The following is a 12,206-nucleotide window of genomic DNA, read 5'->3' as shown; positions in this document are numbered from 1 at the left end:
TTTCGACGCCGCGACTGGTCTTTAGATCGCCATCAACACGATCGCGAGCACGCTCGCTGCGATGGCGGCGACCTTTCGGGGCGTCACCGCCTCTTCGAACGCGAGGATGCCGACGAACGAACTGATTACGATGAACAGCCCGAAAATCGGCACGACGACGCTGACGGGGCCAAGTGCAAGCGCGCGATAGTAACTCAACAGGCCAACAGCCAGCAGACACCCCATCGCGAGGATATGCGGGCTGTATCGGTGGGTGAGGTAGGGACGAACTGGAAGCCGCCGGACGGCGATCACGGCTCCGACGGTGACGAGCATCACCGAGTTCGAGAGGAAGACGGCGGTCGTACTCGGAATGTCAGTCATCGCGATCGAGAGCAGCGGTGCGACGAGACTGTACGTGAGACAGGCAACCACCGAGAGCGCAAGATACCGTCGCATCAGCGATCACCACTCGCCGCCAGATAGATCGCGAGGACGGCGACCGCGATGCCGGCAGCGCGGGTGCCGGTCAACTCCTCGCCGAGAAAGACGATGCCGACGACGGAGCTGCCGACGATGAACAGCCCATAGATCGGCACGACGACGCTGACCGGCCCGGCCTCGAGGGCGGAGTAGTACGCGAGAATGCCGACGGCGAGAAAGAGGCCGGCAACGTAGACGTATCCCGCGGCCGTCGTCGTCGCGTACGCAGGATCAGCAGTGTCGGTCACGACGAGGACGCCGAGTGTCAGGGTCAGAAAGATCGCCGTGGAAAAAAACAGGGCGACTGCTGGCGGCACAGCCGTCGTGACGACGCTCGTCAGCGGCGGAATGAGTCCGTAGGCGACGAGCGCGATGGCAACCCACAGGAGGTACTCCATACTCCGAGTGACAACGAGCGAGTGAGTTATCTGTATCGGATCGATTCACCCCGATGAGAGACGGTGATCGCTGTGTATGCCTGTGCTTCAGGGAGTGTGAATTAGTAACAGGCTCGCGTACGACGAGCATGGCATCGATTCCAACCGAGTTTCAGGACCTGTTCGAAAAGCAAACATTTGCCCACGTCGCGACGCTGTTGCCGAACGGTGCGCCGCATGTGACCCCCGTCTGGATCGATTACGACGCCGACGCCGAGCGGTTGCTGGTGAACACCGAACGGGATCGGCGAAAGGAAAAGAACGTCCGCAACGACCCGCGCGTCGCCGTCAGCATGACGGACCCGGACAACCCGTATCGGATGCTCTCGGTTACGGGCGAGGTCGACGACCTCACCACGGACGGCGCACGAGAGCACATCGACGACCTCGCGCACCGATACATGGGTGAAGACGAGTATCCGAACCCGATCGAAACCGAACGGGTCATCATCTCGATCAGTCCCGAGCGAGTCAGCCACTTCGAGGCCTGATCTGCCACGTCACGGTCGGGGCAGCGGGCCGGCGTTTGCCGTGTGGCACCTACCACCGGGTAGAAATATACAGCAGTGCGATCATCCCGAGGATCGCCAGCACGAACAGCACGGTCGTTGCGATTTCCGGATAGAGATAGTCGATCATCGCATCGCTCATACCGGTCGTTGGCTGTCGCCGACCAAATCGGTGTTGATCCGCTCCACTGTGCTTGGCCCCGTTCGTTCACCCGTTCGACCGCCGACTCGGTCGTCGGTCGCGACGACCGCACCGCTTTTATCGGTCCTGAAGTACGTATACACCACTCCGTGTCTCCCGTTGTCCCCGGCGCTGGCGACCCAGCCACGTCCCTCTCGCTCACCACAGCACTCGTAAGCGACAGCGTGTTCGCGGTTGCCGTCCCCGACATCACTCGAGCACTCGGGGTGACGGGCGGCTGGATGGTGCTGACACTCGGCGTTGGCTGGCTCCTGCTCGAGCGATCTCCCTCGAGTACGCGCTCGATCCGCGACGAACTCGCCACTCGGCCGATGCGTGCGTTTCCGGCCGGCTTCGTCGTCTTCTTCGGCGCGCTCATCATCGCTTCGATGCCGCTGTTTTTTACGACCGTGCTCGTCTCGCCGGTTGGGCAGGCGCTCAGCGCGATCGTCGCCATCCCGAGTGTGCTCCTCTGGAGCGTGCTGGTCGTCGTCGGTGGGTGTTACGGCGTCATCGCCGTCGGCGACTGGCTCCCCTCGCGGCTCAGTGTCGACACGCCGTCGCCGTGGCCGGCCCTCGTCGTCGGAACGCTCGTCGTCGGCTCGAGCCAGCTCGTCCCAGTCCTCGGCGCAGTCGTGATACTGGGCGTTGCAACGATCGGAACCGGAGCCGTCGTGCGACGACGCCTCGGTGCTGACCGCGGCGGTCGGTCAGTCTCCAACAGTGGCAGCGAGCCGGCGGCGTCGACGACCGCTCCGGCAAGCGGCGATAGAGTGACTGTCGAGCGAGAGCCCGACGGACGGGAGCGAGACTCGAAGAAGTGACCGCGGCTCGTCTCGAGACGCCGCGTCCCGCGTCGTTAGGCGCTGGAAAACGTCAGACGTACTGAAGGAAGTTCTGCAGGTAGACGACAGCGTTGAACCCACCGTGAATCAGGGCTGGAACGATGAGGTTGTCCGACAGTTCATAGAGGACGCCGAGATAGAGGCCAAGCGTCGTGACGGTTCCGAGACTGATGAGGACGGCACCGAGATCGCTCCCCAGATACACGGGGAAATGGACGACTGCGAACACGACTGCGGCGAGCACGACTGCCAGTGCCGTGGGGAACGTCTCACTGAGGCGTGACTGGATGATGCCACGGTAGAGGAGTTCCTCGCCGGGCCCAGTCAGCAAGATCGCGATCGGAATCCCGAGTACCAACAGGAACGGATACTCACGTCCCTGTTCGATGCCAGAGTGAGTCGTGCCCTCGCTCCCTGCACCGAACGGGTCGATGACGTCGATGAGCAGTTGATAGCCGATCGCGACGACGAACGCACCGAACAGCCCGGCGAGAACCCACACCAGCACCCAGCGATCGGGTTTGCGAAGCCGGATAAACTCGAGGATGAACTCACGATCGAATCCACTGCGACGAACTAGCAGATACGTCAGGGCAAGCCCGCCAGCACCGACGACGTTGAACGCGACCGACGACGCGAGCTGTGTGACGGTCTGTGCACGGTAGCCGACGACGAGCAGGTGTCCCTCGACGGCGAGTGTCGCCGCAAATCCGGTGAGCCAGCCGGCACCCCCGAGGACGAGACAGAGACCAAGCGCACGAACGCTCGGTGGGACCGCGACAGGCAGCCGCTGGTTCGAGGACATACCTATCGGTCGGCTTTCACCGGTCAAATAACATTGGGGGAGCCGACGTTTCGTGAACTAGACCACATCTGGTTTACTCTGACCCCTCCAAAAACCGGTATGAACGACCCGACAACAGCGCTCGGTACGGATCGGAAAACGACTCGGCGAGCCGTCTTGGGTGGCGTGGGGGCCGTCTGTCTCGGTTCGATCGCCGGCTGTCTCGACGGTGACGAAGCGAGCGCTCCCGACCCGATCAGTATCGACGAGGACCAGAGCTGTGATCAGTGTACGATGGTCATTGGGAACCATCCCGGCCCGGCTGGACAGGCTCACTACGAGGACCCAACAGAGGTATTCGACGAGGACCGTCCGGCACAGTTCTGTAGCTCGCTGTGTACGTACGCGTTCACCTTCGACAACGAGTCCACCGCCGACCCCGAAGGCATCCACCTGACGGACTACTCATCAGTCGACTACACAATCGACCCGAGCGATGAAAACGAGACGATCAGTCGCCACCTCGAGGCCGACGCCTTTGCGGATGTCACGGGGCTCACCCTCGTCGCGGACAGCGACGTTGAGGGGGCGATGGGGGCGTCGATTCTTCCGTTCAGCGACGCCGACGAGGCCGAGTCGTTTCAGGAGGAGTACGGCGGTGAAGTGTACGACCACGACGACATCACACAGGAGTTCGTCATGTCTCTGATGTAGTCGCTGTCGCTATTTTCACCAATAAACAGAGTTTCCCTTCCTCAACGAACGAGCAGCGATAGCCGCGAGTGAGTAGGATGGAGTCGTTCACTCGAGGTATACTGAGCCCAACTCGTCTACAATTGTCAGTTTGAGGGCGCTCGGTCGCTACCGACCGATCGCCCACGTCGCAATACCGAGCGACGCTGCGAGCCAGACGACGAGACCGACGATGCTCGCGATCGGTGAGGCGACCGCCGGCCCGGTCCCCGCCGCGACGACAACGACGCTCTCGAAGACGAGCCCGCGATAGGCGCTGAGTGGACTGATCGCGAGCGACTGGATCAACGCCGAGTCACCGATCAACCCGATCGAGAACCCATAGACCAACAGCAGGTCCAGCCCGATCACCAGCCCGACGAGGGCAACGGCCGAAAGCGCCAGCGCACTCCGGGTGCCGCTGACGAGCGCCGAGATCGCGATCGCAACGGCGAGAATCGTCAGCGCGAACAGCAGCGTCAGGACAATAAATCGACCGAACAGGATCGGCGAGTCGGCACCGGAGTGTGTCGCGTAGATCGAGAGTCCGTCGTCTTCGAACACCACGACCATGGCCGCAACGATCACAAGCGGCACGATGATCGTGGTCAGCAGGCCGACCGCCCTCCCGGCGTAGACGCCCAGTACGATCTCGCGGTTCGAGACGGGATACGTCTCGAGGACGTCGAGTTCGCCGCGCTGTTCGTCGCCGAGGATCGCCCGGTAGCCGAAGGCGATGGCGACGACCGGGACGACTAACTCGAGTGGGGTAAGCAGGTCGACGACGGTCGGGACGTAGCCGGCCTCGACGCTGCCGCCGACCCAGGCGACCCCCAGCAAGACGGCGGCGAACGCGATCCCGAGCACGAAGAACATCCGCGTCCGAGCGATCGTCCGAAGCTCGCGGCCGACGATCGTCTTGAAGAGTTGGCTCGAGCCGGGTGCCGTTGGGTGGGCGTGTTCGCCACCCGTCTCGCCGTCTTGAACAGCCGTGCCGGTGGTCGTCGATTGAACGTCGCCGCTCATGCGCGCTCACCCTGTACGTGGACCGTGCTGAGATCGCCGCCGACCGCGGTCTCGTAGACCGATCGCAGCGAGTCGGCATCCAACTTCGAGTGGAGCTGTTCGATCGAGCCCTGCTCGACGAGTTGGCCGTTCGAGAGGACCAACACGTGGTCTGCGACTCGTTCGACGAGTTCCAGATAGTGTGAGCTCAGCAAGACTGCGATCCCGTCGTCGGCCAGATCCGCCGCGATATCGAAGACGTGCATACTCATTCCCGGATCGAGTCCGCTGCCGGGTTCGTCGAGGATGACGACCGGCGGATCGCCGACCGTCGCTTGTGCGATTCCGAGCAGCCGCGTCATTCCGCCCGAAAGCGCCTCAACGGGGCGGTCAGCCGCGTCTGCGAGACCGACGCGCTCGAGATACCCCATCGCATCCGCCTCATCTGCGCCGACGAGTGCAGTGTAAAACTGCAGCGTTTCGATGACGGTGAAGCCGGGTCGAAACGACGGGTGCTGGGGAAGATAGCCGATCTGCCGTGCCGTGTCGGGGCCGTGATACGTGAACTCGCCACCCGTCGGCTCGTGAAGGCCGGCAAGGCCACGAATAAACGTCGTCTTGCCAGAGCCGTTCGGGCCAATAAGTGCGGTGACGGCTCCGCTCTGGATGGTCGCTGAGACGTCCTGAAGCACGGAGACCGTTCCGTAGTCGTGGTCGATGCCAGTCGCCTCGAGTATCGCTGTGTCGTCAGTCATGGCTCGTGGTATGTCGTTTCATAACAAGTCCAGGCCTGATCGGCCCACGCCGTTCGGTCGAGCAGGTCGGGGTTGTTCGGTTCGCAGGTCGGTGTCTGATCGACGATACTGCCAGTCCGCATCCCGGGCACCGATCCCTCGAGGCCAGCAAGGGCCCGGAGTGCCGGTGCTCGAGTGAGTGTCTGGACGCCGTCGGTCAGGTGGAGTCGCTTGTCGATGTCGTTGGTCGGCGAATACGAGAGATCAGCATGGCCGTCGTCGGCGATGGTCGCCGCGCCCTGCCAGTAGTTGCCGACGCCGTCCTGACTCCAGATCCGAAGCGGCCCCGACGTTGCGCTTGCATGGTCGCCGTTGGCGACGAAGTCGTTGCCGACGACGCGGTTCGTCGGCAACATGGCGGAGATGTCTGCGCCGACATCGTTGCCGGCGAACACGTTTGCTTCGTAGATCGATGTGGTCGTATCGATACGCATGCCGAGTTCGGAGTCGGCGACGAGGTTGTCGGCGATGTACGTATCGCTGCCGCCGACGCTGATCCCGATTGCCGACTCGGTGATCGTGTTGCCGACGATCGCGTTTCGCTCGGGCCCCGTCATGACGTAGATACCGGCGCTGTGTTGATTTTGCAGGTCGTTGTCCGTCATGAGGGTATCATCCGTATGCATCAGATGGATTCCCAGTCGGTGGCCATCGAACGAACTCGACCGAACGACCGTGGACGGAGAGCGGTAGAGGTAGATCCCGTTTTGCCCGCCCTGATACGTCGAGTCCTCGATCACGCTTGGCGACTGAAACAGCAACATGCCGGCGAGTCCGTCGGTGGGATCATCGGGACCGTCGACCGTGATGTTCTGAGCGACGGCGTCGGTGCTGTCGTAGGCGATCACCCCGCTCGCGGGCGTTTCGATGTGGATATCCCGAATGAGAAGTTCATCGGCGGTGTAGGCTGCGATTCCGGCATCCGTACCGGCGTAGTACTGCGTAAACGTCGAATCCCACTCATCCTCATCGATCTCGACAGGCAGGTCCTCGCCCTGTCTCGTGACGTCCCCGACGCCAGTGAGTTCGAGGTTCTCGAGGGCGACTCGCTCGGCGGTGACCGTGACGACCGTGCCGTTTCCGCCGCCGTCAAGCGTCGCGGTGCCCTCGCCGGTCAGCGTGATCGGTCGATCGATCTCGATCGTCTCCGCGTACGTTCCGTCCGGGACGACGACCGTCGTGTTCGCCGGTGCGGCGTCGATGGCCTCTTGGACGGTGTCTGCGTCCTCGCCGACGACGACCGATGTCGGTCGTTCGGAGTACGCTGCAGTGGCATCGATACGGTCGTCCGCACGCTGTTGGTCGTCGTCGACGCGGTCGCGGGCGACCGTCGCGTCGTCACGCTCGAATGAAGTCTCGAGGACGGCCTCCCAGTCGTAGACGGTCCCGTCGTGTGCCTCGGCGAATGCCGTCGCGTCGTCTCGGTTCGTAAACGGAATAACGGTCTCGCCGCCCGGTGTTCGGGCTTCACTGTCAACGACGAACCACGCCTCTTCGGCGTCGGTCCACGCGGGCTGTCGATCGGTCGTCGGGTAGCCCTCGTCCGTTAGCTCGATCCCGGTGTCGCTGTAGTCGGAGACGTACACCACCAGTGGATGACCGAACCGCTGTTCGTGTTCCGTCTGTCGGTGGGTCTCGACGAACGTCTCGACGCCGTAGTAGCCCACGACGTACTGATACTGGGAGTAAAACACCTGTGAACGCGGTAGTTCGACGGCAGCGTCGAGGCCACGTTCGTCTTCGAGCGTGAGGCCGACGGGGACCGTGTCGTCGAACGCAACGGGGTCAGGGGTCGTCGATCCCGCATCGACGACGAACAGCCCGAGCCCACCGAGTACGGCGAGAAGAAAGACGCCCAAAAAGACGTTCGTCGGAGAGAGATCGAGCACAGGTGAGCGTTAGGTCCTGTACGGAATATACAGTTTGGTTCACACCTCGAACAGTGAGACGGAGTGCTGTACCCTGTCTGTGACGTGTGGTTACGATCGACCGGCCGTCAGATCGATTCGCTCGACGCCGTCCGGGAGCGCCTCGAGGACGCCCGCTGGCCATCCCGTATGCCCCAGTGTCAACTCGGCGTCCGGATTCGCTGCAGCGAGTCGGGCCACACCGTCCGCGGCGGCTTCGAGTGCGGCACGATCCGTTCGGTCGGGCAACTCGGCAGTCAACGGATAGCTCTTCGAGAGCGCCCGCGGGAACGGGCCAAACGGTGGCTCGACCCGCCAGGAGTCGTCGAACTCGTCGCCGCCAGCGGCGTCGCCCTCGGTAAGAAACAGCGAGTCGGGGACCGACAGTCGGTCGAGACGCTGGTGGTGGCGCAGGACTTCGGGTCTGCGGGCACTCTCGTGAGAGGTGTAGAAAAAGGATCCTTTCGAGACGGGGTCGGCACGCTCGAGTTGGGCAGCGTGGTCGAGCAGGGTTCGGTAGCCGTCAAGCATCGTCGGATGGGCGCGGGCGCGCTGTTCGACGAGTTCGAGCAGATTGCCCGCGCGGATGGCCTGTTTGATCCGGCGGATCTCCTCGAAGGTGACGTGGAGGTTGTGCGCGCCGAGTTCCGTCTCGCGTTCGTCGTCGGGCAGCGCGCGCAACTCGTCGGGCGAATGGCTCGTGCAGACGGGACACGAACACGGGAGGTAATCCAGATCCTCGAGGTGGCGTGTCCCTCGAACCGTGAGATAGCGATCGTCTCGAGCGTAGAGGGCGTAGGCGGCCGAGTCGAACAGATCACAGCCCATCGCCGCGGCGAGGGCGAACATCATGGGATGGCCGGCCCCGAAGAGGTGAACGGGGGCGTCGGCCCCCAGTCCGCGTTTGGCGGCCGCGACGGCGTCGATCATGTCGTCGTAGCGGTAGTCGTTCATCAGGGGGACGACCGCGCCGACCGGGAAGACGTCGAGGTCGGTGCTGTCGGCGTGTCGCCCCGCGGCCTCGCGGAGGTCCGGATACGTCGAGCCCTGCACGGGGGCGCTGACGAGCATCTCGCCCGTGTCAATCTCGTCGGCGATCTCGAGGCGGTCCTGTGTGGTCGCCAGTTCCGCCTCGGCGCGCTCGCGGGAGACGTCCGGCGGCGTCGGGATGTCCACCGGCGTTGCGATATCGGAGCCGATCGCGTGTTGGAACTCGAGGATCTCCTCGGTCGTGACGTCGATCTCGCCGTACTCGGAGAGCTGAAACGAGCCCGAGTCGGTCATGATCGCGCCCGGGAAATCGAGCAGGTCGTGGAGGCCGTCCTCGAGCGCCTGCTCGCGGACGTCGTCCGTGCCGTGGATGATATACGAGTTCGTGATCAGGATTTCAGCGCCGAACTCATCGGCGAGCCGACGGGGAGCGATCGTGTCCAGATTCGGATTGATAACGGGCAACAGCGCCGGTGTCTCGACGGTGACACCGGCCCGTGGGACGGTGAGTTCGCCGATTCGACCGCCAACGTCGGTGTCCCGGAGTTCGAAATACTCGCGCATTGCTCGCTGCTTGGGCCGTCTGACGTAAGTCAGTGAAGATTTCGACTGCCAGCGACTCGAGTGGCCGACGTCGCCGACAGCCACCGTCTCCGTCGCAGCCGTGCTCAGGGCGACCGCTCCGGCTCGTGCGTGTCGCCCTCGAACAGCTGATAGTACGACATCGCGAGGACGGCCCGTCCGTCCCGAATCTCGCCGTTTCGGACGGCCTCGAGTACCGTCTCGAACTCGAGTGGCGTCACGCGAATGCTCTCGTTGTGATCCAGCTGTTGGTCGGCCGTCGGTCGACAGCCGTCGGCGACGAAGACATGCAACACGGCGTCGGCGATCCCGTTTGCCGGCTCGACAGTCACCAGCGGCTCGAGACGGCCGGCTTCGTGGCCGGTCTCTTCGGCGAGTTCGCGACGGGCAGCGGCCTCGAGATCGTCGTCGTCGGGTTCGATACCGCCGACGGGGAGGCCACGGTTGATGCGGGAGACGGCCTGTCGCCATTCTTCGATACAGACGACGTCGCCCTCGGGGGTAAAGGGGAGAATGCAGACGCTCGCCGGCTCCGAGAGATAGTCGTACTCGGTTTCGGTGCCGTCGGGCAACTGAACGGACTCGTTAACGACATCGAAGCCCGGACAGGTGTAGGCTACCTGCCGATCGAGGGTTTTCCAGGCGAGTGGATCTTCGGGTGGCATACCGGCTCGTACGGGGGTCATCGGCAAAAGCGCCGTGTCATACGGGCGTGTGTGAGCAGAACCCAGTGAAGGCGGTCGGTTTCCGTCCTATGTGGTGCGTTCTGGCCGACGGACCGTTCGTACCTGCTCTATAACAAAGCCACGGATCGGTGAAGGTCGTTACTCAGAGGGTGATCCATGGATCAGCTAACTGGGTTCCAACGAGACTTGCTGTACGTAATCGCAGGAAAAGACCGTCCGTCAGGGCAGGAGATTCTTGACGACATCAACCACTATATCGATCAGCCGGTCACCCATGGCCGGCTGTACCCCAATCTCGACACGCTCGTCGAAAAAGAGCTCGTCGAGAAAGGGCAACTCGATCGGCGGACGAACTACTACGCGCTGACGCCGAAAGGCAGACGTGAACTCCAGCGCCGACAGGAGTGGGTCGATCAGTACGTCGACGTCTAACACGCCTACTCCTGACCGTTCTCGACTTCAGCTCTCGGCCAGCGGAGCGTACTCGCTGTCGCGCGATCGACCGCCTGTGTGCCAGATACGGACTGCTGTCGGCATAGCCCGCCGATTCCCGACCCATCACAGCGTATTCGGGACAGCAGGCCGTCTGAGCGGTGGCTACCGGGTTCGAGAGGACACTGCTGGGGAGCACGCGACAGTCACGTGGGTCACTAGCCAAAACAGCGGCTACTCGCCACCGATCGCGTCGAAAAAACGGTTCGAAGTGGCTGATTTCTGCGTGGCCGTCCGAGATTAGTCGTCAGCCGCGACCGGCTCGTCACTCGCGTCGTCGGTCATGTCGTCTTCAGCTGACTCGTCTGTCGGCTCGGTGTCGTCCACCGGTTCGTCCGCTTCGTCCTCGAGGTCGGGTTCGTCGTCCACGCCGGGTTCATCGTCCGGTTCGTCGTCCACACCGACGTCTTCCTCCAGTTCCGGCTCGTCGTCGGCCATCATGCCGTCGACAGCGACACGGACGGTAAACGGTCGCTCGTCCTCGCCAACCTCGTCGTCTTCGCCCATCTCGTCGTCGTCCATCTCAGTGTCATCGGTGGACATCTCGTCGTCGTCGCCCATCTCATCCTCAGCAGCGAGCCCGTCCTCCTCGTCAGTCACTGGCTCGTCCGCATCGGCAGCCGCGTCCTCGAGGTAGCCGATCGCGTACGCCGTGTACGCCGTGTTCTCCTCGAGCTCGAGATCGGCCGAGGCGACCGCGTCGGTCTGTTCGGCGTCGTCGACGCCGTCCTCGTCTGTGGCTGTGTCCGCAGCCTCCGTCTCGTCGGCTTCAGTGTCGTCGACGCCCGCGTCGTCGACGCCGGTCTCATCAGCCTCGGCGTCGTCTGCTTCGGCCGGCGCGATGTCGACGGTGTACGATCCGGGCTCGAGCGGCAGGTAGCCGGATGGCTCGCCGAACGAGACGTCCTCGAAGAGTGGTGCCCCATCTGCCGCGTTACGCACGTCCACGGTCGGCGCGTCGGGCGATGCGTGGACGACTCGAACCTGTGAGGTTCCCTCTTCGACGTCGTCCGGACTGGCATCCACGAGCAACAAGACATCGAACGTCCCGGTTTCGAGAGGTTCGTCCATCTCGTCGGCGTCGTCTGCTGGCTCCGTTTCGGCAGCCGTCTCGTCGTCAGCGCCGTCGTATTCGTCGCCGTTCGGCTCGTCGTCGTAGCCGTTACCCGTTTCGCAGTCGCTGACCTCGTCGTCGTACTCGTCGCCGTTCTCGTAGCCGTTGCCGTTCTCGTCGAGGGCGGTCTCGTCGCCGTTCTCGTAACCGTTGCCGTTCTCGTCGAGAGCAGTCTCGTCGCCGTTCTCGTCGCCCTCGAGTTCGCCGATTGCGGCAGCCGTATAGTACTCGGCATCGACCGAGACGGATTCCTCGTAGACGACGGCCTCCGGATCGCCGGCCGCCGTAATCGTTACCGTGTACGTTCCGGGTGCGACTTCGAGATACGGCGAGAGCTCATCGTATGCGACGTCCGCGAGGATCTGTTCGCCGTCGATCAACACGTCGACGTTGGGCGCATCCGGCGAGAAGTGACCGACGCGAAGCGCGCCGACATCTTCGTCCTCGGGCATCTCCTCGGGGTCCCGTTCGTCGTCCTCGTGCTCGCTGACGGCCAGTGCTGTCCCACTGAGCGTTGCTCCCGCGCCAATAACACCGATCGCCTTGATTGTTGAGCGTCGTGATAGCGTCATGCTACGAATCGAACGGGGAGCCAAACACCGAAAAACAGCTCAGTCAGTTGCCCTGATTGTCCTCTCGTTTACTCGGGTCGTCGCAGTGTAGAACGCCCATAACAGATCGTAACG

At 63.2% G+C, this 12,206-nt stretch carries 13 protein-coding genes; 4 read left to right on the top strand and 9 right to left on the bottom strand.

Features of this window, described 5'->3' with window-relative positions; all coding sequences use genetic code 11:
* Positions 1-21: 21 nt before the first annotated feature.
* Together C495_RS10405 and C495_RS10400 are read right to left on the bottom strand one after the other, a co-directional pair.
* Entirely contained in the window at positions 22-438 is a 417-nt protein-coding gene (locus C495_RS10405) for an EamA family transporter (protein ID WP_008162665.1), read from the bottom strand.
* Complete coding sequence (locus C495_RS10400; RefSeq protein WP_008162663.1) at positions 438-860, bottom strand: EamA family transporter; 423 nt, start codon at positions 858-860, stop codon at positions 438-440. Before C495_RS10400 ends, C495_RS10405 begins: the two co-directional genes overlap by 1 nt.
* Positions 861-988: 128 nt before the next feature.
* Here C495_RS10400 and C495_RS10395 point away from each other — a divergent pair, with 128 nt between their 5' ends.
* Complete coding sequence (locus C495_RS10395; protein ID WP_008162662.1) at positions 989-1,390, top strand: PPOX class F420-dependent oxidoreductase; 402 nt, start codon at positions 989-991, stop codon at positions 1,388-1,390.
* A gap of 309 nt (positions 1,391-1,699) precedes the next feature.
* Positions 1,700-2,413 (top strand): hypothetical protein, encoded by a 714-nt coding sequence (locus C495_RS10390; protein ID WP_241430600.1) that lies wholly within the window; start codon positions 1,700-1,702, stop codon positions 2,411-2,413.
* A 52-nt stretch (positions 2,414-2,465) separates the two neighbouring features.
* Here C495_RS10390 and C495_RS10385 read toward each other — a convergent pair whose 3' ends face one another.
* On the bottom strand, positions 2,466-3,239 hold the full coding sequence (locus C495_RS10385) for a CPBP family intramembrane glutamic endopeptidase (RefSeq protein ID WP_008162657.1): 774 nt from the start codon (positions 3,237-3,239) through the stop codon (positions 2,466-2,468).
* Between the two features lie 99 nt (positions 3,240-3,338).
* Between C495_RS10385 and C495_RS10380 the strand changes: the two genes are divergently transcribed.
* Positions 3,339-3,932 (top strand): nitrous oxide reductase accessory protein NosL, encoded by a 594-nt coding sequence (locus C495_RS10380; protein ID WP_008162655.1) that lies wholly within the window; start codon positions 3,339-3,341, stop codon positions 3,930-3,932.
* Between the two features lie 147 nt (positions 3,933-4,079).
* Here the strand turns inward: C495_RS10380 and C495_RS10375 are convergent, their stop codons facing one another.
* The 5 genes from C495_RS10375 to C495_RS10355 all read right to left on the bottom strand — a co-directional run bounded on the left by C495_RS10375 (position 4,080) and on the right by C495_RS10355 (position 9,893).
* Positions 4,080-4,976 (bottom strand): ABC transporter permease, encoded by an 897-nt coding sequence (locus C495_RS10375; protein ID WP_008162653.1) that lies wholly within the window; start codon positions 4,974-4,976, stop codon positions 4,080-4,082.
* Positions 4,973-5,710: an ABC transporter ATP-binding protein gene (locus tag C495_RS10370; protein WP_008162652.1), complete on the bottom strand. Its 738-nt coding sequence runs from the start codon at positions 5,708-5,710 to the stop codon at positions 4,973-4,975. The genes C495_RS10375 and C495_RS10370 overlap by 4 nt, the downstream gene beginning before the upstream one ends.
* A complete protein-coding gene (locus C495_RS10365; RefSeq protein WP_008162650.1) occupies positions 5,707-7,638 on the bottom strand; it encodes a NosD domain-containing protein in 1,932 nt (643 codons plus the stop codon). Before C495_RS10365 ends, C495_RS10370 begins: the two co-directional genes overlap by 4 nt.
* Positions 7,639-7,728: 90 nt before the next feature.
* On the bottom strand, positions 7,729-9,210 hold the full coding sequence (gene tgtA, locus C495_RS10360) for a tRNA guanosine(15) transglycosylase TgtA (RefSeq protein WP_008162647.1): 1,482 nt from the start codon (positions 9,208-9,210) through the stop codon (positions 7,729-7,731).
* A gap of 104 nt (positions 9,211-9,314) precedes the next feature.
* Positions 9,315-9,893: an NUDIX hydrolase gene (locus tag C495_RS10355; protein ID WP_008162644.1), complete on the bottom strand. Its 579-nt coding sequence runs from the start codon at positions 9,891-9,893 to the stop codon at positions 9,315-9,317.
* 177 nt (positions 9,894-10,070) lie between these two features.
* Between C495_RS10355 and C495_RS10350 the strand changes: the two genes are divergently transcribed.
* Positions 10,071-10,346 carry a PadR family transcriptional regulator gene (locus C495_RS10350; protein WP_008162643.1) on the top strand — a complete coding sequence of 92 codons (276 nt, stop codon included), beginning with the start codon at positions 10,071-10,073 and terminating at the stop codon, positions 10,344-10,346.
* Positions 10,347-10,646: 300 nt separating this feature from the next.
* On the opposite strand, the gene C495_RS10345 is transcribed toward C495_RS10350, so the two are convergent.
* Positions 10,647-12,092 carry a DUF4397 domain-containing protein gene (locus tag C495_RS10345; protein WP_008162641.1) on the bottom strand — a complete coding sequence of 482 codons (1,446 nt, stop codon included), beginning with the start codon at positions 12,090-12,092 and terminating at the stop codon, positions 10,647-10,649.
* Between the last annotated feature and the right edge of the window lie 114 nt (positions 12,093-12,206).

This window comes from Natronorubrum sulfidifaciens JCM 14089 (genome assembly GCF_000337735.1).
Taxonomy (GTDB): domain Archaea; phylum Halobacteriota; class Halobacteria; order Halobacteriales; family Natrialbaceae; genus Natronorubrum; species Natronorubrum sulfidifaciens.
Note: the sequence above shows the minus strand (reverse complement) of the source record. Positions and strands in the feature narration are given on the sequence as shown.